Source organism: Janthinobacterium sp. JC611, assembly GCF_018682595.1.
Taxonomy (GTDB): Bacteria; Pseudomonadota; Gammaproteobacteria; order Burkholderiales; family Burkholderiaceae_D; genus Janthinobacterium.
The window spans coordinates 22046-44758 of record NZ_JAFLJN010000014.1; the positions used below are offsets into that span (position 1 = coordinate 22046).

Annotated in this window: 18 protein-coding genes; 9 read left to right on the forward strand and 9 right to left on the reverse strand. The window is 65.6% G+C overall.

What is annotated here, in order from left to right; all coding sequences use genetic code 11:
• Position 1: 1 nt before the first annotated feature.
• Positions 2–829, forward strand: a complete 828-nt coding sequence (locus tag J0O65_RS09370; RefSeq protein WP_215406181.1) for a siderophore-interacting protein — start codon at positions 2–4, stop codon at positions 827–829.
• Between the two features lie 76 nt (positions 830–905).
• Here the strand turns inward: J0O65_RS09370 and J0O65_RS09375 are convergent, their stop codons facing one another.
• Both J0O65_RS09375 and J0O65_RS09380 read right to left on the reverse strand, forming a co-directional pair.
• The gene (locus tag J0O65_RS09375; protein WP_034780029.1) at positions 906–1490 is read right to left on the reverse strand and encodes a response regulator transcription factor; all 585 of its coding nucleotides are present in this window, start codon (positions 1488–1490) and stop codon (positions 906–908) included.
• Positions 1491–1522: 32 nt separating this feature from the next.
• Positions 1523–3541 (reverse strand): sensor histidine kinase, encoded by a 2019-nt coding sequence (locus J0O65_RS09380; RefSeq protein ID WP_251373619.1) that lies wholly within the window; start codon positions 3539–3541, stop codon positions 1523–1525.
• A 135-nt stretch (positions 3542–3676) separates the two neighbouring features.
• On the opposite strand from J0O65_RS09380, the gene J0O65_RS09385 reads away from it, so the two are divergent.
• The 6 genes from J0O65_RS09385 to J0O65_RS09410 all read left to right on the forward strand — a co-directional run bounded on the left by J0O65_RS09385 (position 3677) and on the right by J0O65_RS09410 (position 8759).
• Complete coding sequence (locus J0O65_RS09385) at positions 3677–4669, forward strand: TRAP transporter substrate-binding protein (protein ID WP_502793556.1); 993 nt, start codon at positions 3677–3679, stop codon at positions 4667–4669.
• Between the two features lie 116 nt (positions 4670–4785).
• On the forward strand, positions 4786–5358 hold the full coding sequence (locus J0O65_RS09390) for a TRAP transporter small permease (protein WP_070312269.1): 573 nt from the start codon (positions 4786–4788) through the stop codon (positions 5356–5358).
• Positions 5355–6635 carry a TRAP transporter large permease gene (locus J0O65_RS09395; RefSeq protein ID WP_034746868.1) on the forward strand — a complete coding sequence of 427 codons (1281 nt, stop codon included), beginning with the start codon at positions 5355–5357 and terminating at the stop codon, positions 6633–6635. The genes J0O65_RS09390 and J0O65_RS09395 overlap by 4 nt, the downstream gene beginning before the upstream one ends.
• Before the next feature lie 425 nt (positions 6636–7060).
• The gene (locus J0O65_RS09400) at positions 7061–7573 is read left to right on the forward strand and encodes a methylated-DNA--[protein]-cysteine S-methyltransferase (RefSeq protein WP_215406185.1); all 513 of its coding nucleotides are present in this window, start codon (positions 7061–7063) and stop codon (positions 7571–7573) included.
• Positions 7570–8487 (forward strand): site-specific tyrosine recombinase XerD, encoded by a 918-nt coding sequence (gene xerD, locus J0O65_RS09405; RefSeq protein WP_251373620.1) that lies wholly within the window; start codon positions 7570–7572, stop codon positions 8485–8487. The genes J0O65_RS09400 and xerD overlap by 4 nt, the downstream gene beginning before the upstream one ends.
• Positions 8488–8567: 80 nt before the next feature.
• On the forward strand, positions 8568–8759 hold the full coding sequence (locus tag J0O65_RS09410) for a hypothetical protein (protein ID WP_215406186.1): 192 nt from the start codon (positions 8568–8570) through the stop codon (positions 8757–8759).
• Between the two features lie 69 nt (positions 8760–8828).
• Here the strand turns inward: J0O65_RS09410 and J0O65_RS09415 are convergent, their stop codons facing one another.
• The 3 genes from J0O65_RS09415 to J0O65_RS09425 are packed head-to-tail and all read right to left on the reverse strand — an operon-like array spanning position 8829 to position 14314.
• Positions 8829–10106, reverse strand: coding sequence for a TolC family protein (locus J0O65_RS09415; RefSeq protein ID WP_215406187.1), 1278 nt, complete (start codon positions 10104–10106; stop codon positions 8829–8831).
• Positions 10093–13197 (reverse strand): efflux RND transporter permease subunit, encoded by a 3105-nt coding sequence (locus J0O65_RS09420; protein ID WP_215406188.1) that lies wholly within the window; start codon positions 13195–13197, stop codon positions 10093–10095. Before J0O65_RS09420 ends, J0O65_RS09415 begins: the two co-directional genes overlap by 14 nt.
• Positions 13190–14314, reverse strand: coding sequence for an efflux RND transporter periplasmic adaptor subunit (locus J0O65_RS09425; protein WP_215406189.1), 1125 nt, complete (start codon positions 14312–14314; stop codon positions 13190–13192). Before J0O65_RS09425 ends, J0O65_RS09420 begins: the two co-directional genes overlap by 8 nt.
• Positions 14315–14556: 242 nt before the next feature.
• Here J0O65_RS09425 and J0O65_RS09430 point away from each other — a divergent pair, with 242 nt between their 5' ends.
• Entirely contained in the window at positions 14557–15237 is a 681-nt protein-coding gene (locus J0O65_RS09430; RefSeq protein ID WP_215406190.1) for a response regulator transcription factor, read from the forward strand.
• Positions 15230–16627, forward strand: coding sequence for a sensor histidine kinase (locus J0O65_RS09435; protein WP_215406191.1), 1398 nt, complete (start codon positions 15230–15232; stop codon positions 16625–16627). Before J0O65_RS09430 ends, J0O65_RS09435 begins: the two co-directional genes overlap by 8 nt.
• Here the strand turns inward: J0O65_RS09435 and J0O65_RS09440 are convergent.
• From J0O65_RS09440 to J0O65_RS09455, 4 genes are all read right to left on the reverse strand, one after another.
• Positions 16619–16927: a hypothetical protein gene (locus J0O65_RS09440; protein WP_215406192.1), complete on the reverse strand. Its 309-nt coding sequence runs from the start codon at positions 16925–16927 to the stop codon at positions 16619–16621. The genes J0O65_RS09435 and J0O65_RS09440 overlap by 9 nt on opposite strands.
• 2 nt (positions 16928–16929) lie before the next feature.
• Entirely contained in the window at positions 16930–17649 is a 720-nt protein-coding gene (locus J0O65_RS09445; RefSeq protein WP_215406639.1) for an MgtC/SapB family protein, read from the reverse strand.
• 362 nt (positions 17650–18011) lie between these two features.
• Positions 18012–21122 carry an efflux RND transporter permease subunit gene (locus J0O65_RS09450; protein WP_215406194.1) on the reverse strand — a complete coding sequence of 1037 codons (3111 nt, stop codon included), beginning with the start codon at positions 21120–21122 and terminating at the stop codon, positions 18012–18014.
• Between the two features lie 3 nt (positions 21123–21125).
• On the reverse strand, positions 21126–22358 hold the full coding sequence (locus J0O65_RS09455; protein WP_215406196.1) for an efflux RND transporter periplasmic adaptor subunit: 1233 nt from the start codon (positions 22356–22358) through the stop codon (positions 21126–21128).
• Positions 22359–22713 lie beyond the last annotated feature (355 nt).

A 22713-nucleotide genomic window follows, 5' to 3' on the forward strand; every position in this document is an offset into this window, starting at 1 on the left:
AATGACTACTGCATCACCTGCTGCATCCCGCCCGCACGCCATCGAGCGCGTGCGCCACGACTTGAAACTGCGCGTGCTCACCGTCGTGCGCACCGAGCAACTGACGCCGCACATGCGCCGCATCACCCTGGCGGGCGACGACCTGGAGGGCTTTGTCTCGCCGGCGCACGACGACCACGTGAAACTGTTCTTCCCCGCTCCCGGCGAAGACAAGCCCGCGTTCCCCGTGCTGGGCAATGACGCCAATCCCATCGAGCATGCGGAAGGGCCGCGCCCCATCGCCCGCAACTACACGCCGCGCCGCTACGACGCCGCGCGGCGCGAGCTGGACATCGACTTCGTGCTGCATGGCGACGGCCCCGCGTCGCTGTGGGCGGCGCAAGCCGCACCCGGCCAGACCCTGGGCGTGGGCGGCCCGCGCGGCTCCATGCTGGTGCCGCTCGACTTCGACTGGTATGTGCTGGTGGGCGACCAGACGGCCTTGCCGGCCATCGCCCGTCGCCTGGCGCAGTTGCCGGCCACGGCGCGCGCGATGGCCGTGATCGAGATCGTCGAAGACGGCGAACAGATCGCCTTGGAGTGCGCCGCGCAGCTGGACGTGCGCTGGGTGGCGCGCAATGGCCGCAAGGGGCCGCTGCTGCTGGAAGCGTTGGCGCAGGTCGCCTTGCCGCAGGATGGCGACGGCCATGTGTGGGTGGCGTGCGAGCATGCGCAGGTGCAGGGCTTGCGCGGGCATTTCATCGATGCCGGCGTGCCGAAGCAGCACCTGCATGTGGCCAGCTACTGGAAGCATGGGGCGGCGGAGCACCACGAGCGCCATGACGAGTGATTAAGGCCGGGGTCAGACCCCCGGATGCGCTGGCACCGGGCTTGACGCCAGCGGCATTGGGGGGCTGCCCCCAGATTTACTTCAACAACCCCGCCAGCTCCACCGCCGTCTTGACCTGCATCTTGTCGAAGATGTGCGCGCGGTGGACTTCCACGGTGCGCATGCTGATGCCCAGCTTGTCGGCCACCACCTTGTTCATCTTCCCCGCCAAAATCAGGTCCAGCACTTCGCGTTCGCGCGTCGACAGGGTGGCCAGGCGCGCGTGCACGGCGGCCAGCTCGCCGGCCTGGCGCGAGTTGGCCAGGCCCTGCTGCACGCGGTCCATCAGGTCGTTGTCGTTGAACGGCTTTTCAAAGAAATCGAAGGCGCCCCGTTTCAGACTGTCGACGGCCATCGGCACGTCGCCGTGGCCGGTGAGGAAAATCACCGGCAGGCGCGCCGTCAGGTCGCGCTTGACCAGCTGGTCGAACAGGGCGATGCCGTTCATGTCGGGCATGCGCACGTCGAGTAGCACGCAGTCGCCGGCGGCGTCGAAGCTGCCGTCGAGGCTATCGAGGAATTGCTGGGCGCTGGCGTAGTTGCGCGCTTCGATGCTGCGCGAGGCGGCCAGCCAGGACAGGGAGTCGCGCACGACCTCTTCGTCGTCGATGATGTGTAGCATGGTGTCTCCGGCTTGTCGTTATGCGTTATGCGTTAATGCGAGTGCGGCGCGCGCGGCGCGGCCGGCACGCTGAAGGTAAAGATAGTACCGCCAGCGGGGTTGGCCTTGAAGGTCAGCGCGCCGCCGTGAAATTCGATGGCGGTGCGGCAGATGTTCAAGCCCATGCCCATGCCTTCGGACTTGGTCGAGAAAAACGGCGAAAACAGCCGCTCGGCCACGTCCTGCGCAATGCCGTGGCCATGGTCGATCACGTCCACCGTCACCATGCCTTGCTGCGCATCGTGACTGGCCCGCAGGCGCATGATACGCCGTCCCGGCGCCGCATCCTGCATCGCCTCGATGGCGTTGCGCGTCAGGTTCAGCAGCACTTGCTCGATCATCACGGGGTCGGCGCGCAGCAGCGGCAGGTCGGCCGGGATGTCTTCCTGGATGGTGACATAGTATTTGCGCGCCTGCAGGTCGATCAGCGCGCGGATGCCGTCGATCAGGGTGCGGATGGCGATATCCTGGCGCTGCGGCTCGCTCTTGCGCACGAAATCGTGCACGCTGCGGATGATCTGGCCGGCCCGCTGCGCCTGCGCGCTGGCCTGCTCCAGCGCCGGTTTCAGGGTGCCGGGATCGACGGGGGCGTCATGCTCGATGGCGCGGCGGATCAGGTTCAGCGCCCCCGTGGTGTAGCTGGAAATGGCCGCCAGCGGCTGGTTCAGTTCGTGCGCCAGCATCGACGCCAGCTCGCCCATGGTGGCCAGGCGCGAACTCGTTTGCAGCTTTTCCTGCTGCTGGCGATTCAGTTCCTCGACCCGTTTGCGGTCCGAGATATCGAGCACGGAACCCATCCAGCCCGTCTGCTGGCCGTTCTTGTCCACCAGCGGCGCTTCGAAGATCAGCACGGCCACGCGCGTGCCGTCGGGGCGCTGGAAATACGTTTCGAACTGCGGCGTGGGATTGCCCGCCAGGGCCTGGACGAAGCGCTGCTGGTATTCCTCCAGCGCCTCGGGCACCCAGTAGGGCATGGGCGGCAGGCGGCCCAGGATTTCCTCGGGCGGATAGCCGACGATCTGGCAAAACGCGGGATTGACGTACGTGACTCTTCCTTCCAGGTCGCGCGCGCGCATGCCCGTCACCAGCGAGTTTTCCATCGCCGTGCGAAACAGCATCTGCTGGCGCAGCGCGCCTTCGGCCACCAGGCGGCGCGAAATATGCCGCCACAGGGCCAGCAAGCTCCACAGCAAACCCAGCGACAGGGCGATGACGGAGCCGACCAGCAGATTGGGCAGCAGCTTGGGCTGGCTTTTCACGCTGTCGGTAAACAGGGTGATGCTGGCGCCCGGCACGTCGAGCGCGCGCTTGTGCGTGTACACGCCGTGGCCGGGACCGGCGGCGGCGCGTCGCGCCAGCACCTTGTCGTCGCGGTCGATCAGCGAGATCTGGTTGTCCTGCGCGAACCACCACGGCACCATTTCATCGAGCAGACTGCTGATCTGATAGGTGGCCACCAGGCTGCCGACATAGCGCTGGCCATCGAACAGGGGCTGGTGGTAATCCATCAGCATGGCGCCGGGCGGCGCGTCGGGAAAGCCGCTTTGCTGCGACGGCTGGGCGTATTGCCCCCGGTGCAGGCGGCGCGCATTGTCGGCCGCCGTCAGCGAGGCGGGCGAAAACGCCAGCGCGTGCGGCAGGCTGGCGTCGCTGGTGGCCAGCACCTTGCCGCTGGTGTCGAGCCACAGCACGCGCTGCAGTTCGCGGCCATTGCGCAGCATCTGCTGCAGCCGCTCGTGCACTTTTTCCGCCGACAGGGAGCCGCTGGCGATGTCCACGCCCAGGTTGAACAGGCTTTCCTCGTTGCGCGCCAGCTGGAAACGGATGGTTTGCTCCACCCACAGGGTGTCGGCGATCAGCTGCTCCTGGCGCTCGTTGCTTTCCATCTGGCGCGCCTGCCAGGGCAACCAGAACAGGATGGAGAGGAACAGCAGCAGCAGGATGACGGGCAGCAGCCAGCGCATCGGACTCGACAGCTTGAAACGGCGCGCAAAGGTGGGGGAGGTCGGCATGGCAGGCAGGGTAGCGGCTTATCGGGAGCCGGCTATTGTGGTTAACCACAATAGCCTTGGCAGTTTCTTTGGCACAATATCCAAGTAGACAAATAATAAAGTTTTTTAAAAATCACTCAGGAGACAAAAATGCAGATGAAAACCATGTTCGTCGCGCTGTGCGCGGCGATTGGCGCCACCGCCGGCGTCCACGCTTATGCGCAAGCCCCCATCGTCATCAAATTCAGCCACGTCGTGGCCACGGACACGCCGAAAGGCCAGGCCGCCGAACGCTTCAAGCAGCTGGCCGAGAAAGCCACGAATGGCAAGGTCAAGGTCGAACTGTACCCGAACAGCCAGCTGTACAAGGACAAGGAAGAGCTCGAAGCGCTGCAGCTGGGCGCCGTGCAGATGCTGGCGCCGTCGCTGGCCAAGTTCGGCCCGCTGGGCGTGAAGGAATTCGAAGCGTTCGACCTGCCCTATATCTTCCCCACCAAGACGGCGCTGTACAACGTCACCGAAGGCGAAATCGGCAAGAGCCTGCTGAAAAAGCTGGAACCCAAGGGTATCACGGGCCTGGCCTACTGGGACAATGGCTTCAAGGTGATGTCGGCCAACAAGCCGCTGCACACGCCGGCCGACTTCAAGGGCCTGAAGATGCGCATCCAGTCGTCCAAGGTGCTCGACGCGCAGATGCGCGCGCTGGGCGCCAACCCGCAGGTGCTGGCCTTCTCGGAAGTGTATCAGGCGCTGCAGACGGGCGTGGTCGACGGCACGGAAAATCCGCCGTCGAATATGTACACGCAAAAGATGCATGAAGTGCAAAAGCACGTGACCGTGTCGAACCACGGCTACCTGGGCTATGCCGTCATCGTCAACAAGAAATTCTGGGATGGCTTGCCGCCCGAGATCCGCACGCAGCTGGAAAAAGCCATGCGCGAAGCGACCACGTTTGAAAAAGCCATCGCCCAGCGCGACAACGACCAGGCGCTCGATGCCATCAAGAAAGCCGGCAAGACGCAGATCTATACCTTGACGGTGCAGGAACAGGCCGAGTGGCGCCGCGCGCTGGCGCCCGTGCAGAAGGCCATGGAAGGGCGCATCGGCAAGGATCTGATCTCGGCCATCAACAAGGAAAGCGCGAAGTAACGGCGCTGGCCGCGCCACCCGGCGCGGTTGCCAGGGACATCCCTGGCTTTCCGCAGCAACGGCACCTGCGCGTCCTGCGCGGGTGCCAGCGTACCCGCATTCTTTGAAAGTCCACCATGAAATTTCTGGATCACCTGGAAGAGTGGCTGATCGCGTCCCTGATGGGCGCCGCCACCTTCATCATCTTCGTCGCGGTCGTGCACCGCTACCTGGCAGGCTTGCCCATCCCCGGCCTGCAAGACTTCCTGATTCAAATCAATACCAGCTGGGCCCAGGAACTGTGCATCTACATGTTCGTCTGGATGGCCAAGTTCGGCGCCGCGTATGGCGTGCGCACGGGCATCCACGTGGGCGTTGACGTGCTGATCAACCGCATGAACCCGCGCTGGCGCGACCGTTTCATCGTCTTCGGCCTGGGCGCCGGCGCCCTGTTTACGGGCATCGTGGGGACGCTGGGCGCCAGCTTCGTGTGGTCGATCGGCCACACGGACCAGACCTCGGCCGACATGGAAATCCCGATGTGGCTGGTCTACCTGGCCGTGCCGCTCGGTTCCTACCTGATGTGCTTCCGCTTCCTGCAGGTGATGGTGCATTTCATCAAGACGGGCGCCTTGCCGAAACACGACCACTCGCACGTCGAGGGGCTGGAAGACGAATTGACGGCGGAAGAAAAAGGAGCCAAGGCATGAACGCGCTGATTATTTTTGTGTTGCTGCTGGCGCTGATGCTGACCGGCATGCCGATTTCCATTTCGCTGGGCCTGACGGTGCTCACCTTCCTGTTCACCATGACCAGCGTACCCATCGAATCGGTGGCCCTGAAGATTTTCACGGGCATCGAGAAATTCGAGATCATGGCCATCCCGTTCTTCATCTTGGCGGGCAACTTCCTCACGCATGGCGGGGTGGCGCGGCGCATGATCAACTTCGCCAGCTCCATGGTGGGGCACTGGCATGGCGGCCTGGCGCTGGCCGGCGTGATGGCGTGCGCGCTGTTCGCGGCCGTCTCCGGCTCCAGCCCCGCCACCGTGGTGGCGATCGGTTCCATCATCCTGCCGGCCATGGTCAAGCAGGGCTATCCGCGCGGCTTCGGCGCCGGCGTCATCACTACCTCGGGCGCGCTGGGCATTTTGATACCGCCATCGATCGTGATGGTGATGTATTCCGTCAGCACGAATACCTCGGTGGGCAAGCTGTTCATGGCGGGCGTGATTCCCGGCATGATGCTGGCCATGCTGCTGGGCCTGACCACGTGGTTTTTGGCGCGCAAGCACAATTATCCGCGCATGAAAAAAGCCAGCTGGGGCGAGCGCTTCGTGACGTTCAAGAAGAGCGCCTGGGGCCTGCTCCTGATCGTCATCGTCATGGGCGGCATCTATTCGGGCGCGTTCACGCCGACGGAAGCGGCCGCCATGGCTGCCGTGTATGCCTTCATCATCGCCGTCTTCGTCTACAAGGACTTGAAGATCAAGCAGGTGGGCAAGGTCTTGCTCGATTCGGCCGCCATGTCGGCAATGCTGTTGTACATCATCACGAATGCCGTGCTGTTCTCGTTCCTGATGACCAGCGAAAACATTCCGCAAGCGATGGCCGAATGGATCACGGGCAAGGGCCTGGGCGTGATCAGCTTCCTGCTGGTGGTCAACGTCTTGCTGTTGTTGGCTGGTAACGTCATGGAGCCCTCGTCCATCGTGCTGATCATGGCGCCTATCCTGTTCCCCGTCGCCATGAAGCTGGGCATCGATCCTGTGCACTTCGGTATCTTAATCGTGGTCAATATGGAGGTGGGCATGTGCCATCCGCCCGTGGGCCTGAACCTGTATGTGGCGTCCGGCATCACCAAGATGGGCATCTCGGAGCTGACCGTGGCCGTGATGCCGTGGCTGCTGACGATGCTGGCCTTCCTGGGCCTGATCACCTACGTACCACAAATCTCGCTGTGGCTGCCAAATTTAATTTACAACTAAAACAGTTGTCCCCGTCATGGTGCAAAAAAAGTCGATCCGGCCGAATAAATGCGCTATGATGGGCGGCCTCAAGGGGAAAGACGTATATGCATATGCGCCCGTGTAGCAAGGCTGAAAGACAGAATTGGCAATAAAGTTAGTGGGGGAGTGGTCTATAAAAACGGTATTGATACCGGGGATATATTGAGGAGACACACGTTTCACAGAAGTTGTTGAGTCATAGCTGTCTGCGGCCACAAGCCGGCACCGGCGGACCCAAACGACCGGGAACGTGAAGCAATATTTGAAGCGCACCGACTGGTGCGCTTTTTTTTCGTGCGGGGGAAACGTCCGCCGGCACGCCCGAAGTCGGTGCATAATTCCCGTGGCGCGGCTTCTGGCGCCGGCAAGTTGCATATATGCCACACTTGAATAATGATCAGCAGATGAAAAAACAACAGGGCAGTGAACTGTTCAGTGCCATCGTGGCCGCGCCCTTCGGCGCCATGGGCGTGCGCGCGCAGGACGGCCAGCTATGCGAACTGGTCTACCTGCCGCCGCACTTCGCGGAAAAAGACGCGCAGGACGCCGTCTCCGAGCGTGCTTGCCAGCAACTGGCGCGCTATTTCCACGATCCCGATGCGCCGTTCGACCTGCCGCTGGCAGGCTTGGGCAGCGCCTACCAGCAACGGGTCTGGGCGGCGATCGCCGGCATCCCGCGCGGCCAGGTGCGCACGTATGGCGACGTGGCGCGGCTGATCGGCTCGGCCCCGCGCGCCGTGGGCCAGGCATGCGGCGCCAACTGGTTTCCCGTGGTGATCCCCTGCCACCGCGTCACGGCCGCTGGCGGCCTGGGCGGCTTTGCCCACCACGACGACGCCACGGGATTCCACCTGGGCGTGAAGCGCTGGCTGCTGGCGCATGAAGGCGTGGCGGGCATGGGGTGGTCAACACGATGATGAACAGCCTGCTGGCGCCCGACAACGCCACCCTGATCGATGAATTCTGCGACAGCCTGTGGCTGGAAGACGGCCTGTCGAAGAACTCGCTGGACGCCTACCGGCGCGACATGCGCTTGTTTGCGCGCTGGCTGGAAGTGGCGCGGCCCGGGCGCGAGGGCTTGTACGAGGTATCCACGGCCGACATCGAGGCGTATTTCGCGGCCCGCCACGACGAGAGCAAGGCGACCTCGTCGAACCGGCGCCTGTCCGTGCTCAAGCGTTTTTACCAGCTGGCCCTGCGGCACAAGCATATCGCGGCCGACCCCTGCCTGAAGATGGTCTCGGCCAAGCAGCCGGCGCGCTTCGTGCATACCTTGAGCGAAGCGCAGGTGGAAGCGCTGCTGGCGGCGCCCGACGTGAGTACGCCGCTGGGCTTGCGCGAGCGCACGATGCTCGAACTCATGTATGCGAGCGGCTTGCGCGTGTCGGAACTGGTGGACTTGAAATCGGTGGAGCTGAGCCTCAACGATGGCGTGCTGCGCATCACGGGCAAGGGCAGCAAGACGCGGCTGGTGCCGTTCGGCGAACAGGCGCGGCTGTGGATCGAGCGCTACCTGAAGGAAGCGCGCCGCGTCATCCTCGACGGCCAGATGGACGATGCGCTGTTCGTCACGCGGCGCGGGGGCGCCATGACGCGGCAAATGTTCTGGGTCATCATCAAGAAACACGCGCTGAGCGCCGGCATCACGGCGCCGCTGTCGCCGCACACCTTGCGCCATGCGTTCGCCACGCATTTGCTCAACCATGGCGCGGACTTGCGTGTTGTGCAATTGTTACTGGGGCACTCCGATATTTCCACCACGCAGATTTACACGCATGTGGCCCGCGAACGGCTGAAACTGCTGCATGCGCAGCATCATCCGCGCGGCTAAACATTTGGTGTTTGGCCCAACTGCGTCATAATGTGCCTTATGTGCATATCTGTAACATCTAAAAACTAAAGAGGTAGTAAATGGCCAAGACAAATTTCCAATACGAAAAACGGCAAAAAGAGCTGGAAAAGAAGAAGAAAGCCGAGGAAAAAGCCAGGCGCAAGCTGGAAGCGAAGAACAATCCGAAGCCGGCCGAAGGCGAAGAGGGCGCCGAGGGTGAAGAGCCGGAAGCGGACGATGACGCTGGCGACGCGCCCGCCCAGCCGCAGTAATCTCCCGCCTTCGATTGACCGGTGCGGCATCATCGCCGCGCCGGTATCCCCTCGTTTTATCTTCCCCCGCTACAAGCTCGGCCGCTGGCCGATGGCCAGTTGCAGCTGCGTGCTGGCGATGGCCGCATCGGCGCGCGCCTGCACATAGCCCTGGTACGCCTCATCGGCCGAACGCTGCGCCGCCAGCCATTCCAGCAGAGAGGCATTGCCTTTGACGTAGGACAGGCGCATGCCATCGACCACCTTTTGCGCATCGACCAGCACGCCGTCGCGGTAGCGCGCCAGCCTGTCCTGCGCCGCCCGCAACTGCCGCTGCGCCGTGCGCACTTGCGTTTCCGCTGTCAGTTCCGCCTGGCGCAGGGCCAGCATGGCTTGCGTCACGCCGGACTCCGCCTGCACGATGTCGCCCTTGTCGCGCCGCGACAGGGGGATGGGGATGGCCAACGAGAGGCTCAATGCGCGTGAGCGCGGTGACCCGTCGACGGGATTGCCGCCGGCATCAAAGCCGTCGTGATAGCCGCGCGCGGCGGCCAGACCCAGCGTGACGGTCGGGTCGACGGCGCGGTTGGCGCGCACCAGCGCCGCGCCATCGCGCAGATTGTCCACGGTGGCGCGGGCGATGCGCACGTCGCTGCGGGCCTCGAGCGCCTGCGGCACCAGCACCGTGGCATCCTGGTCCTGGTACGCGGCGAAGTCGCACGCCAGCTGCGCGTGCGGGAACAGGGTGTCGAACTGGCGCCCCAGCGGCGGCGACAGGGCCAGCATGGCGTTATCGGCCTCGCTGCGCGCCTGCGCCAGGTCGGCCTGGAACTGGTCGCGCTCCACGCGCGACTGCAGCAGCTCGATGCCGCCCACGTCGCCCGCCTTGCGCCGCACGGCGTTCGCCTCGACCACCTTCGACAGGGCCGCCATGGTCTGCTCCTTGCGCGCGAGGACTTCGCGCGTGCGGCACGCTTCCGTGAATGCGTTGGCGGCCGCGCCATACAGTGCGCTTTTGAAACCGGCCACCGTTTCCTCGGCCAGCGCGACGTTGCTCCGTGCGGCTTTGACGCGCGCGGCGCGCTTGCCGCCCGTCTCGATGGCCATGCTGATGGCCGGGTTCCACGTGACGGGGCGGTGCCCGACGCTGCGCACCGTCTCGCGCGTGGCGCCCAGCGTGAATTCCGGGTCGGGACGCAGGCCGGCGATGCCGATGCCGGCCTTGGCCGACGTGATGCCTTCCTGCTGCGCCTGCAGTTCCAGGCTGTGGCTTTCCACGGCGGACAGGTAGCTTTCAAAACTCAGGGGCGCGGCGAAGGCGCAGGGGGCCAGCAGCCAGGCCGCCAGCAGTACGTTAAAACGCGTCATGGTTCACTCCTTCGGTATCGGTCCGGCGTTTTTGCACGTGCGCCTCGATCAGGTAATACAGGGCCGGCAACAGCAGCAGGGTCAGCGCCGTCGCCGTCACCAGCCCGCCCACCACGACGGTGGCGAGCGGGCGCTGCACGTCGCTGCCCAGGCTAGTGGCCAGCATGGCCGGGGTCAGGCCCAGGGCGGCCACGGTGGCCGTCATCAGCACGGGGCGCATGCGGTCGCGCGCGCCTTCCAGCACGGCCTCGCGCAAGCTTTTTCCCTCGTCGGCGCGCAAGCGGTTGATCTGCGCCAGCATCAGCACGGCATTCAGGACGGCCACGCCGAACAGGGCGATGAAGCCGACGGCGCTCGACACATTCAAGGTCATGCCGCGCAGGTGCAGCGCGGCCAGGCCGCCCAGCATGGCCAGCGGCACGGCCAGCAAGACCAGCGCGGGCTGGCGCAGGTTGCGGAACTGGCCAAACAGCAGCAGGAACATGGCGCCCAGGGTCATCGGCAGGATCAGGGCCAATCGGCTTTGCGCGCGCTGCAGGTTTTCGAACTGGCCGCCCCATTCGACGCTGATGCGCCGGTGTTCATCGGCCACGGCTTGCGCCACGCGCGGACGCGCCTCGGCCAGGAAACCGGCCAGGTCGCGTCCGCGGGCATTCAGGCGCACGATGATGTGGCGCCGTCCCATCTCGCGCACGATCACGCTTTCGCCCGAGGTGGTGCCGATGCTGGCCACCTGCGCCAGCGGTACCTTGGCGCCATTCGCTGCCGTGAGCTTCAGGCTGGCGATGGCGTCCGGGCTGGAACGCGTGGCCGGCGGGAAGCGCACGGCGATGTCGTAGCTTTTCTCGCCCACGTAGACCTGGCCGATGGGCGCGCCGCCGATGCCGGTGGCAATCAGGTCGGCCACGTCGGCCGCGTTGATGCCGTAGCGGGCCGCCTTCGCCCTGTCCAGTTCCACCTTCAGGTTGGGCAGCGGGGGCTCCACGTCCACCGCCACGTCGGAGGCGCCGGGGATGGTTTTCAGGACATTTGCCACCTTGCCGGCGATGGCGCGCACTTCATCGAGGTCGTTGCCGAAGATTTTCACCGTCAGGTCGCTGTGCGCGCCCGACAATTTGTCCTGCACGCCGTCGATCATCGGCTGCATGAAGGCCACCGTGATGCCGGGCATGCGGGCGAAGCGCGCGTTCATTTTGGCGATCAGCTGCTGCTTGCTCATGCCCGACTTCCAGCTCTTGTACGGATGCAGGCCCACGCTCGCCTCGATATGCGACGGTGTCCAGTAATCGGTGCCGTCGTCGTTGCGCCCCGTCTGCGTGACGATGGTCGACACCTCCGGAAACTCCAGCGCGGCGCGGCGCAGTTCGCTGGCCATCTCCGACGCCTTGTCCAGGGTGATCCCTGGCGGCATCTGCACCTGCAGCCACAGCGAGCCTTCATCGAGGTAGGGCAGGAAGTCGCGCCCGATGCTCGCGCCCAGGATGGCAAGCGCCGCGAGCGATGCTGCGCACACCATCGCCACCCAGCGCTTCCTGCCCACCATGCGCTCGAGGAAGCGGCCATACGCGGCCGCCAGCTTGTCCAGCGCGCGGTTATGGGGCATGCGGCGCGGCTTGCGCAAGGCCAGCCATGCCAGGCCCGGGATCAGCACCAGCGCCACCACCAGCGCGCCCACCAGCGCCGCGCCCACCGCGTACGCCATCGGCGAGAACAGCTTGTATTCGATGCGCTGGAAGGCGAACAGCGGCAGGTAGGCGGCGATGATGACGGCCATGCCGAACATGATGGGGCGCGCGACCTGCAGGGTCGCCTCGATGGCGTCGTGCAGGGTGAGGGGCCGCTGCTGTTCCTGCTCGCGGCGGCGCAGCATGTTTTCCAGCACCACCACGGAACCGTCGACGAGGATGCCGAAGTCGATCGCCCCCAAGGACAGCAGGTTGGCCGGAATTTTAAAGTGGTGCATGAAGATGAAGGCGATCAGCAGGGCCAGCGGGATCGTCAGCGCGACGATGGCGGCCGCGCGCGGGCTGCCTAGGAACAGCAGCAGCACCAGGGCGACCAGCAGCATGCCTTCGCCCAGGGTATAACTGACCGTGTGCAGGGTGGCGTCGATCAGCGAGCTGCGGTCCAGGTAGGGCACCACCTTGACGTCCTTCGGCAGCAGGTTGGCATTCAGGTCGTCCACGGCCGCATGGATGCCGGCCAGCGCCTCGGATGCATTGAAATCCTTCAGCAGCAGGGTGATGCCTTCGATGGTGTCGGGGTTGTCATCCTTGCCGAGGATGCCGCGCCGTTCCACGTTGCCGTAATCGAGCTTGCCCAGGTCCTTCACATGCACCGGCACGCCGTCCTTGCTGCTGACGACGACGTTGCCCATATCGTCGAGCGAATGCAGCAGGCCCACGCCGCGCACCACGTACGATTGCTGGCCGCGGTCGATGACGCTGCCGCCGCCGCTGATGTTGTTGGCGTTGATGGCGTCCTTCACCTGCGCCAGCGAGAAACCGTAGCTGTCCAGTTTTGCGGGATCGAGTTCCAGCATGAACTGCGTCGTCAGGCCGCCGAAATTGCTGACGTCCGCCACGCCGCGCACCTGCTGCAGGCGCGGGATCACGGTCCAGAACTGCAGCTCGGACAGCTCGCGCAAGCTGCGCGTTTTCGATTCCAGCGTGTAGCGGTAGATCTCGCCCGTCGGCGAGGTGTAGGGATCGAGGCCCGGCTTGGCGTCATACGGCAGGTTCACGCTGGCCAGGCGCTCCTGCAGCCGCTCGCGCGTGAAGTAGCCATCGCTGCCATCCTCGAACACCACCGTGATCAGCGACAGCGCGAACAGGCTGCGCGTGCGCAGCACGTGCATGCCGGGCGTACCGAGCAGGGCGCGTTCGAGCGGAATCGTGATCTGCTGCTCGATTTCCTCTGCGCCCAGGCCCGGCACCTGCGTGACGATTTGCGAGGTGACGTCGGCGATGTCGGGATACGCTTCGATGGGCAGCTGCTTCCAGCAATACACGCCGTAGGCGGCGACGAACAGCAGCACCAGCCAGACGATGCCGCGCCGCTGGCAGCAGGTGGCGATGAAACGGTCAATCATTGAGCAGCACTCCTTCCTTGACGACGATGCGTTCGCCCGCGCGCAAGCCCGAGACGATTTCCACCTGGTCTCCATGGCTGGCCCCGACTTCCACCGTGCGCGGCGTGAACACCAGCGGGCTGCGTTCCACCATCACGCGCGTCGATGGCCCGCTTTGCAGCACGGCGGACGCGGGCACGAGGAGGGCGCGGCGGGGCGCGCCGGCGAATCCCGCGTGGGCGAACATGCCGGGCTTGAAGGCGCCGGCGCGGTTGTCGATGGCCACGCGCACCTTCACCGTGCGCGTCTCGGGATCGAGCACGGCGCCCACATAGGCGACCTTGCCCTCAAAAGTCTTGGCGGGCCAGGCGTCGACGGCGATGGCTGTCTTTTGTCCCACGGCCACCTGCGCCAGGTCCCTCTCGGCCACGTTGGCCGACAGCCACACGGTGGACAGGTCGGCCACCGTCATGACGGGCGCGTTGATATCGTTCCAGTAGCCGCCTTGGGCGCCTTCCATGGCGATCACGGTGCCGGCGATCGGCGAGCGCAAGACGTAGTCGCGGCGTGAACCGCGTGCGCCGGCGCCGTACTGGGCCAGCTTGTCGGCGCTGGCCCGGGCATCGCTGCCGGCCTGCGCAAAGGCTGCCTGCGCCGCTTCGTACTCCTTGCGCGCGGCGATTTCCGCCTCGAACAGGGTTTTCTGGCGTTCCAGTTCCTGGCGCGCCTGCAGCAGGGCGGACTTCGCCTTGCTGTCGTCCGCGTAGGCGGCGCTCAGTTCCGCGGAATCGAGCGTGAACAGCGGATCGCCCGCCTTCACGCTGTCGCCCAGCGCGCGCTGCAAGCGCGTGATGCGTCCGGCCAGGGGCGGCGTGATCTTCACCAGTTTTTCCGGCATGGCCTCGATGCTGCCCGGCGCCTCCGTCTGCGTGGCGATGTCCCGTTCCTGCACGGCGGCGATCCGCAGGCGCTGGCGCAGCGGCGACAGCTTGTCGACGGCGATGCTGCCGTCGTCCAGATGCGTCGCCTGGGCGGGCGGCGTGGAAGCTGGCGTCGGCTTGGAGCAGCCGGCCAGGGCCGAGCAGGCGAGAGCGAGGGCGCAGCTGGCGCCCAGGGCGTTGCGGGTGGTCGTGTTCATCCCGTGTTTCCTTGTTATCGATGGTGATGGGGCATGCGTGGATGCCATGCCCAGGCGGGCGTTCAGAAGGGGGCGCGGGCAGCGTGTTACGAATAGGGGCACTGCAGCGCCGGGAAAGCATAGCAATGCCGTCCTGAAGAAGCGCCAAAGAACGCCTGAATCATTCTTCAGGTTCGGTGCGCGCGCGGTGCTGCGCGGTAAAATGGCGGCATGAAAAACACGGTGCAACGGGAAAGGCAGGCATGAGAATCCTCCTGGTGGAAGACGACCGCAAGGCGGCGCGCCTGCTGGCGCGTGGCTTGCAGGAAGAAGGCTTCGTCGTCGACGTGGCGCACAGCGCGGAAGAGGGCGAGGACGACAGCTACGCCGTCGACTACGACGCGATCGTGCTGGACTGGATGTTGCCGGGCAAGCAGGGCATCGACTTTTGCCGCGACTTGCGCGCGCGTGGCATCCAGACGCCCGTGCTGATGCTCACGGCGCGCGACGCCACGGCCGACCGGGTGGCGGGCCTGAACACGGGCGCCGATGATTACCTGACCAAGCCGTTCGAATTCGAGGAGCTGCTGGCGCGCATCCGCGCCCTGCTGCGGCGTTCCGACATCAGCCGCCCGCTGGTGCTGGCGCTGGCCGACCTGACGCTCGATCCCGTCAGCCACCAGGCGACGCGGGCCGGCGCGCCGCTGGTGCTGACACCCAAGGAGTATGCGATTTTATTGATCCTGCTGCGCCAGGCGGGCGAGGTGGTCAGCCGCGCGCGCCTGGCCGAGCAGATATGGCAGGCGGACCTGATCGGCATCGACAACCTGATCGACGTCCATGTGCGCAACCTGCGGGGAAAAGTGGATGTGCCGGGCTTGCCGCCATTGATACACACGGTGCGCGGACGCGGTTTCCGCCTGGCGGAAAACAACGGTGGCTAGCTTTCGCAAGCGCTTGCTGCTGGTGCACCTGGCCGTCATCCTCGCCATCGTCGCCTGCACGGCGCTGGCCGGCTACTGGGGCCTGTCGCGCGCCGTGCATGGCCAGCTCGATGCGGCCCTGCTGGCGCTGGCCGAAACGGAAATGGCCATGCTGCCGGCCGCGCCGCGCCAGCCCGTGCAGGTGCACGAGGTGGCGCCGGGCCTGGCGCCGCCGTCATTGACGCGGCTCGACCGCCTGGTGCAGATCATCGATGGCGAAGGCCGCGTGCTGGCGCGCAGCCGCAACCTGGAGGCGGCGCAGCTGCCGGCGCCGCCCGCCCTGCTGGCGCGCCTGGCGGCCGGCGACACCGTTTTTGAGACCTTGCCCAAGTTCGGCGACGAACCGCTGCGCATGGTCTCGATTCCCGTGCCTTCGTCCGGCGCGGGCCTGGCGGTGCAGGTGGCCGGTTCGCTCGACGACACCAATCACGTGCTGGCCGCGGCCACCGTGCTGTTTGGCGCCATGGCGCTGGCCTTGCTGGCGGCCGTGGGGCTGGCCGGCGAAATGCTCACGCGCCGCGTGCTCGGCGCCATCGACGACGTGGTCGACCAGGCGCATTCGATCGGCGAAGCCAGCCTGCACCAGCGCCTGCCCCATCCCGGCACGCGGGACGAAATCGGCCGCCTGGTCGATACCCTGAACGCCATGCTGGACCGCCTGGAACACGGCTACGATGCGCAGCGCCGCTTCACGGCCGACGCCTCGCATGAACTGCGCTCGCCCCTGTCGCGCCTGCGCACGGAAATTGAAATCACCCTGCGCCGCCCGCGCGAAGCGCCCGAGTATGTCGACGCGCTGGCGTCCTGTCTCGATGAAGTGCGGCGCCTGACGACCCTGGTGGAAGAGCTCTTGATGCTCACGCGCCTGGACGTGGGGCAGGAGCGCAATGCGGTGGAAACGGTCGCGCTCAATCCGCTCGTGCGGGCGGCCGCGCAGCGCCTGGAAAAGGCGGCGGCGCAGCGCGGCATCCGCATCGTCTTCGATGCCGGCGTGGACGTGCAGGCGCGCGTGGCGGCCGGCCCGGTGGACCTGGTGCTGGCCAATCTGCTCGATAACGCCGTGAAGTTTTCGCCGCCCGGCAGCAGCATCACGGTGCATGTGGCGCGCGAGGGCGGGCATGCGCTGGTGGGCGTGGCCGATGCGGGACCGGGCATCGGCGTGGAAGACTTGCCGCACCTGTTCGAGCGTTTTTACCGGGGCGCCCAGGCGCGCGCTGGCGAGGCGCCCGGTTTCGGCCTGGGCCTGGCCCTGTCGCAAGCCATCGTGCACGCGTACGGCGGCAGTATCGAGGCGCAGAACCGCCCGCAGGGCGGCGCGCTGTTCCTGCTGCGCCTGCCCGCCTCAAGCTGAAGGCGCGACGCCTTCCCAGCGCACCTGCCGCACTTGCGGCCAGGCGCCCGCGCGGTTGACGAAGCGCACCAGCACGGCGCGCTGCACGGCCTGGCACAGCACCGTGGCGATCAGGCGCACCACCTGCCGTGCCGCGTCCCAGCTGCGCAGCATCTGCGACGGCGCCAGGCCCGCGCCATGCAGTTCGGCCAGCAGCAGGCGCGCGACGTGGTCCGCTTGCGCCGCGGGGCAGGTGATGGTCAGGCGGTAGGTGGCCACGACAGGGCCGCGGCGGGCAAACCAATGGAAGAATTTTTTCATCGTCACACTCCCCGCTCGGCGACAAATTCCGCGTTGTTGACCAGCGCCCAGCGCACGGCCGAGACGCTGCCTTCCAGGCTGACCTGGCTGACGATCTGCTCCAGCAATCCCAGGCTGGACAAGGGCGTGAGCAGGTCGGCGCGCACTTCGATGCGCCCGGCCTGCGCCGCATCCTCGCTATGCAAGGATTGCAGCATCAGCGCCGGCATGCCGCTGATCAAGCGCAGCATCAGCTTGCGCACCTGGACTTCCTGCTCCGCCTCGCACACGGCCGTCACGCGGTAGATGCTTTCCGTCTCGATGCCCGCTTCGCTGCCATGGGCGTTGATGCGCTGCGCCAGGTGGCGCAGCACCAGGTTGGCGATCAGCACGAAGCCCGTGCCGATGGCCGCTTCGAGGGCGAATCCCAGGCCGCACAGGATGCCGATGGCGGCCGAGCACCACAGCGTGGCGGCCGTGTTCAGGCCGCGCACCGTCATGCCTTCGCGCATGATGACGCCGGCGCCCAGAAAGCCGATGCCCGACACCACCTGCGCGGCGATGCGCATATGGCCGGCGCTGTCGCCTTCGAGCACGGAGACCATCACGAACAGCGAGGCGCCGACGGACACCAGCGCATTCGTGCGCAGGCCCGCCATGCGCTGGCGCAGCTGGCGTTCAGCGCCGATCATGGCGCCCAGGGTCAATGCCGCGGCAACGCGCAGCGCAAAGTCAAATACCACCATCAGTTTCTCCCGGCTGGGAAGGAACAGGCGAGTGCAAGGGCGAAGACAATCCGCCCGGATTGGGTCAGCAGGCGATCACGGGGGAACGATGAGGAGGGAAGGGGCGGCGAGAGAGTACTGCCGCTGATAAAACCGCACCTTGCCATGGGCAGGGCGGGCGGAATGCGCGCGTCTTGCCTAAGGCCGATCGCCGATGGTCAATCGACTACTGTCACTGGAACAAGCACCCACGAGTCACTCCATATCATTGATAACGGGGACAGTCTAGCCAGTGGGGCAGCTTTGGTCAACTGAAGCTCTCTTCAGGAAGCCGCCGCGTCGTCCCCGCCAATGCGGGGACGGTGAAGGCGACCGGTCGATCAGTGGGCGTGCGCCTTGCCGCCGTCGGCGGATTCGGCATGCTCGCCGCCGAAGAAGCGGGCGGCGCGCTTGCCCAGGCTATCCAGATAGGTGTAGGCGACGGGTACCACCACCAAGGTCAACAGGGTTGAGGTGATGACGCCGCCGATGACGGCGCGGCCCATCGGCGCCTGCGATTCGCCGCCGTCGCCCATGCCGATGGCCATCGGCAGCATGCCGAACACCATCGCCAGGGTCGTCATCAGGATGGGGCGCAGCCGCACTTGCCCCGCTTCCATCAGCGCCTCGAACTGCCCCAGGCCTTCGCGCTGGCGCTGGTTGGTGAAGTCGACCAGCAAGATCGCGTTCTTGGTCACGAGGCCCATGAGCATGATGAAGCCGATCACGGAGAAGATGTTCAGGGTGCTGCCCGTAATGAGCAGGGCGGCCAGCACGCCGATCAGCGACAGCGGCAAGGACACCATGATGGCGATCGGCTGCAAAAAGCTGCCGAACTGCGACGCCAGCACCAGGTAGATGAAGATCACGGCGATCCCCAGCGCCATCATCGCGCCGCCCATGGTCTCGGCCATCTGCTGCGCATTGCCGGCCACGTCGAAGCGCACGCCGGGCGGCAGGTCGATGGACTTGATGGCCTTCTGCACGTCGGCGTCGACGTCGCCGGCGGGCCGGCCCTGCACGCCCGCATAGATGGCGACGCGGCGCTGCAAGGCTTGGCGTTTCAGCACTTGCGGGCTGGACGACGGCACGAAGTCGACCACCTGGCGCAGCGGAATCATGATCGGCTTGCCATTCGCATCAAGCTTGCTCGACGCCAGCGACAGGTCGGCCAGGTCGGCCACCTTCTGGCGGCCCGATTTGGGCAGCTGCACGTTGACGTCGTAGTTTTGCCCGTCGGACGCCAGCCAGTGGCTGACCGTGTCGCCCGCCACGAACGGACGCAGGGCATTGCCGATCTGCTGCACCGACAAGCCCAGGTCGCTGGCCAGCTCGTTGTTGATCTTCACGGTGGTCGACGGATTGGCGCCTTCCTGGCTGTATTCCATGTCGGCCAGGCCCTTGATGGTGCGCATCTTGTCCATCAGGCGGTGCGCCACCGCATCGAGCTTGCCTTCATCCGTGCCGAGGATGGCGATGAAGATGGGGCGGTTGCCCACCGACAGGGTGATGCCGGCGATCGGCGCCAGGCGTTCGCGGATCAGCTTTTCCAGTTCCTGCTGCGAGCGGCGCTTGTGCGTCTTGATGTCCGTCAGCTTCAGGTTCACCTCGGCCGCGTTGCGTCCATCGGGCGTGCCGATATTGGCCACCAGGCTGTCGATCTCGGGGAATTCCTTCAGCGCCGTTTCGATCTGGCGCACTTTGCTATCCGTGTAGGCGAGGCTGGAGCCGACGGGGGTCTTGAAGCGCAGGTTCACCCAGCCCTGGTCCGTTTCCGGGAACATCTCGCCGCCGATCATCGGCACGAGCATCAGACTGCCCGCGAACAGCGCCACGGCCGTGGCCAGCGTCGTCTTGCGCCAGCGCAGGGCCACTTTCAATACCTTGCCGTACCAGACGTGCAGGCGGTCGATGCCCGTCTCGATCCAGGCCATGAAGCGGCCCAGCCACGGCGCGTACTTGAAGCGGTCCTTGACGGGGTCGCGCCAGACGGACGACAGCATGGGGTCGAGCGTGAAGCTGACGAACAGGGAGACGAGGACGGCCACCGCCACGGTGATGCCGAACTGCAGGAAGAAGCGGCCGATGATGCCGTCCATGAAGGCGACGGGCACGAACACGGCGACGATGGCGAAGGTGGTGGCCATCACGGCCAGGCCGATTTCATTGGTGCCGTCGTTGGCCGCCTTATAGTGGCTCTTGCCCATGCCCAGGTGGCGCACGATGTTTTCGCGCACGACGATGGCGTCGTCGATCAACAGGCCGATGCACAAGGACAGCGCCATCAGCGTCAAAAAGTTCAGGGTGAAGCCGAAGGCCTTCATGGCGATGAAGCTGGCCAGCACGGAGATCGGCAAGGTCAGTCCCGTGATGATGGTCGAGCGCCACGAGTGCAGGAACAGGAAGACGATCACCATGGTCAGCACGGCGCCTTCGATGATGGTGCGCTTGACGTTATTGAGCTGGCTTTGCACGCGTTCCGATTCGTCGTCCAGCACACGCAGGGTGATATCGGGCGGCAGCGTCTTTTGCAGGTCCGCCGCCACCTTCAGGATGCCGGTGCCCACTTCCACCACGTTGGCATCCTGCACCTTGGTGATTTCCATGGTCACGGCTTGCTGGCCGTTCATGCGCGAGATCGACAGTTCTTCCTGTTCGCCGTCGACGACAGTGGCCACCTGGTCCAGGTAGACGGGACCGACGGCGCGGCGCGCGACGATGATCTTGCCGAATTCGCGCGCATCCTTGATCTTGCCTTCCACGCGCACCAGTTGTTCGGCCGCGCCATGGCTGATCGAGCCGGCCGGCAAATTGGTATTCGTGGCCTGGATGGCGCGGATCACTTCATCGACGCCGATGCCCTGGGCATTGAGTTCGATCGGTTTCATGCTGATGAGGATCTGGCGCGCGCGCAGGCCGCGCAGCTTGACTTGCCCCACGCCGGCCACGCCCTGGAAGCGCTTGCTGATGATTTGTTCCGTCATGGTCGACAGCGCGCGCAGGTCATGTCCGGTGGATGTGAGCACGATGGTGGCGATGGGACGCTCGTTGTCGCCCTCGGCGCGCGCGATGAACGGGTCCTTGGCTTCCTTCGGGAAGCGCGGTCGCACCAGGGCCACCTTGTCGCGCAAGTCCTGCATGGCCTTGTCCATATTGGTCGACAGCTCGAATTCCAGGTAGACGCCGGCGCGTCCTTCCCACGAGTTGGCGCGGATGGTCTTGATGCCGCTGACGGTGTTGACGGCGTCCTCGATGGGGCGCGTGATGTCGTTTTCCACGGCTTCGGGTGAGGCGCCCGGGTAATTCACTTCAATGGCGGCGAACGGGAACTGCACGCTGGGCATGCTTTCCACGCCCAGGCCGCGGTAGGAGAAGATGCCCAGCACCACCAGCGCCACCATGACCATGGTGGCGAAGACGGGGTTCTGGATACTGACTTTGGTCATCCACATGATTTAATCCTTCCGTGCCAGCACGGCCGCCGGTGTGGCGGGCGCGGTGGCCGCTCCGGCGAAGGTCACGCCGTGGCCCGGCTGGACGCCATCGAGCTTGGCGATGATGACTTTCGCGCCCGGCGCCAGGCCGGATTTGACTTCCGCATAGCCTTCATCGTCGTTGCGCAGTCCCAGGGTGACGGGCTGGGCGACCACCTTGTTGTTTACCAGCGCATATACGACGGGACCCTGCTTCTCATTGCGCACGGCCGTCAACGGCACCAGCGGCGCCACGGGAGAGCGCTCGGTGACGATACTGCCCTTGGCGAACATGCCGCCGCGCAGCGCGCCATCGCCATTGTCGACGGCGATGTAGACGAGCATGGCGCGCGAGCCGCTCTCGGTGGTGGGGTTGATGCGCGTGACCTTGCCGGCGAAGTCGCGCGCGCCGAAGCCGTCGACCTTGAAATGCACGTCCTGGCCCAGCTTGATGCGGGGGATGTCGGCGCTGGGCACGGGCGCTTCCAGGGTCAGCTGCGCCAGGTTGACGATGGTGTACACGGGCATGTCGGGCGCGACTTTTTCGCCGGCCTGCAGGTGGCGCTTGCTGACGATGCCGGCCATCGGTGCGCGGATCACCGTATCGGCCAGCGCGATGCGGGCGATGTCGAGCATGGCGGCGGCGGACTTGACGTTGGCGCGCGCCAGGTCGACCGAGTTTTGCGTCGTGTCGTAGGCCGTCTGCGAAATGTATTTTTGCTTGAGCAGGGCCTGGCTGTTCGCTTCATTCTTGCTGGCCATCGACAGGCGCGCCTGCGCTTCGTCGAGCATGGCTTGCTGCTGCGTCAGGCGGGCGCGCTGGTCGGCCGCATCCAGGCGCACGAGGACTTGCCCATTGGCCACTGACTGGCCTTCCTGCAAGGTCGTTTCCTGGATCACGCCGGAGACCTTGGCCTTGATGGTGGCCTGGGTCAAGGGCGCCAGCGAACCGGACAGGGGCAAACTGATGCTGAGCGCGCGCGCCGCGATGGCGGCCACGTCGCCCTGCGCCAGTTCATGCACGGGCGTCTTGGCCTGCTCCTTTTTCTTGCTCGCTTGCAGTTCGGCCGCCTTGGCGGCTTGTTGCTTCGATTGCATCACCGTCCAGCTGCCGCCGGCCAGGCCCAGCACGACCAGGATCAGCACGGGGGTGCGCCAGCGCCGGCGGCGCGTGGCGGCAAGGGGAGAGGCGGGGGGCAGGGTCTCGTTTTTCATAGGTTTTTTTGGTCAGGAGCGGCGCAGGGGTTCGGCGCCAGGTCTCGGTGCGGATCCGGCCTGTCGCTGGCCGGGGGAAATTCGGGTAGCGCATCACCGTGGCGGCCGCAGACAACACGCCTGCCGCTGCGGCCGTTCACGGCGATGCGCATGTTGCCACTTTAGGAAGATTCAAGTCCGGCCGCCATCGCCGTGCGACAGATTGCACAAAACCGGGGCTGGAATGCAAAAAACGGCGACCGGAGACCGCTGCCGGCCTCGGCGCCGTGCGCGTGACGATGCTTGCGCATGCTCAAGAAGCCGATTCGCCGGCGCGCAAGAATGGTCGGGATGGTTGCGCCACCGGACAGGCCAT

Bases quoted from the DNA above. Each gene is read 5' to 3' on its own strand.
- J0O65_RS09455 (WP_215406196.1), bottom strand. From the start codon at position 22,358: ATGAAAAACGAGACCCTGCCCCCCGCCTCTCCCCTTGCCGCCACGCGC.
- xerD (WP_251373620.1), top strand. From the start codon at position 7,570: ATGATGAACAGCCTGCTGGCGCCCGACAACGCCACCCTGATCGATGAA.
- J0O65_RS09415 (WP_215406187.1), bottom strand. From the start codon at position 10,106: ATGACGCGTTTTAACGTACTGCTGGCGGCCTGGCTGCTGGCCCCCTGC.
- J0O65_RS09420 (WP_215406188.1), bottom strand. From the start codon at position 13,197: ATGATTGACCGTTTCATCGCCACCTGCTGCCAGCGGCGCGGCATCGTC.
- J0O65_RS09375 (WP_034780029.1), bottom strand. From the start codon at position 1,490: ATGCTACACATCATCGACGACGAAGAGGTCGTGCGCGACTCCCTGTCC.
- J0O65_RS09385 (WP_502793556.1), top strand. From the start codon at position 3,677: ATGAAAACCATGTTCGTCGCGCTGTGCGCGGCGATTGGCGCCACCGCC.
- J0O65_RS09430 (WP_215406190.1), top strand. From the start codon at position 14,557: ATGAGAATCCTCCTGGTGGAAGACGACCGCAAGGCGGCGCGCCTGCTG.
- J0O65_RS09395 (WP_034746868.1), top strand. From the start codon at position 5,355: ATGAACGCGCTGATTATTTTTGTGTTGCTGCTGGCGCTGATGCTGACC.
- J0O65_RS09425 (WP_215406189.1), bottom strand. From the start codon at position 14,314: ATGAACACGACCACCCGCAACGCCCTGGGCGCCAGCTGCGCCCTCGCT.
- J0O65_RS09380 (WP_251373619.1), bottom strand. From the start codon at position 3,541: ATGCCGACCTCCCCCACCTTTGCGCGCCGTTTCAAGCTGTCGAGTCCG.
- J0O65_RS09390 (WP_070312269.1), top strand. From the start codon at position 4,786: ATGAAATTTCTGGATCACCTGGAAGAGTGGCTGATCGCGTCCCTGATG.
- J0O65_RS09440 (WP_215406192.1), bottom strand. From the start codon at position 16,927: ATGAAAAAATTCTTCCATTGGTTTGCCCGCCGCGGCCCTGTCGTGGCC.
- J0O65_RS09370 (WP_215406181.1), top strand. From the start codon at position 2: ATGACTACTGCATCACCTGCTGCATCCCGCCCGCACGCCATCGAGCGC.
- J0O65_RS09410 (WP_215406186.1), top strand. From the start codon at position 8,568: ATGGCCAAGACAAATTTCCAATACGAAAAACGGCAAAAAGAGCTGGAA.
- J0O65_RS09450 (WP_215406194.1), bottom strand. From the start codon at position 21,122: ATGTGGATGACCAAAGTCAGTATCCAGAACCCCGTCTTCGCCACCATG.
- J0O65_RS09400 (WP_215406185.1), top strand. From the start codon at position 7,061: ATGAAAAAACAACAGGGCAGTGAACTGTTCAGTGCCATCGTGGCCGCG.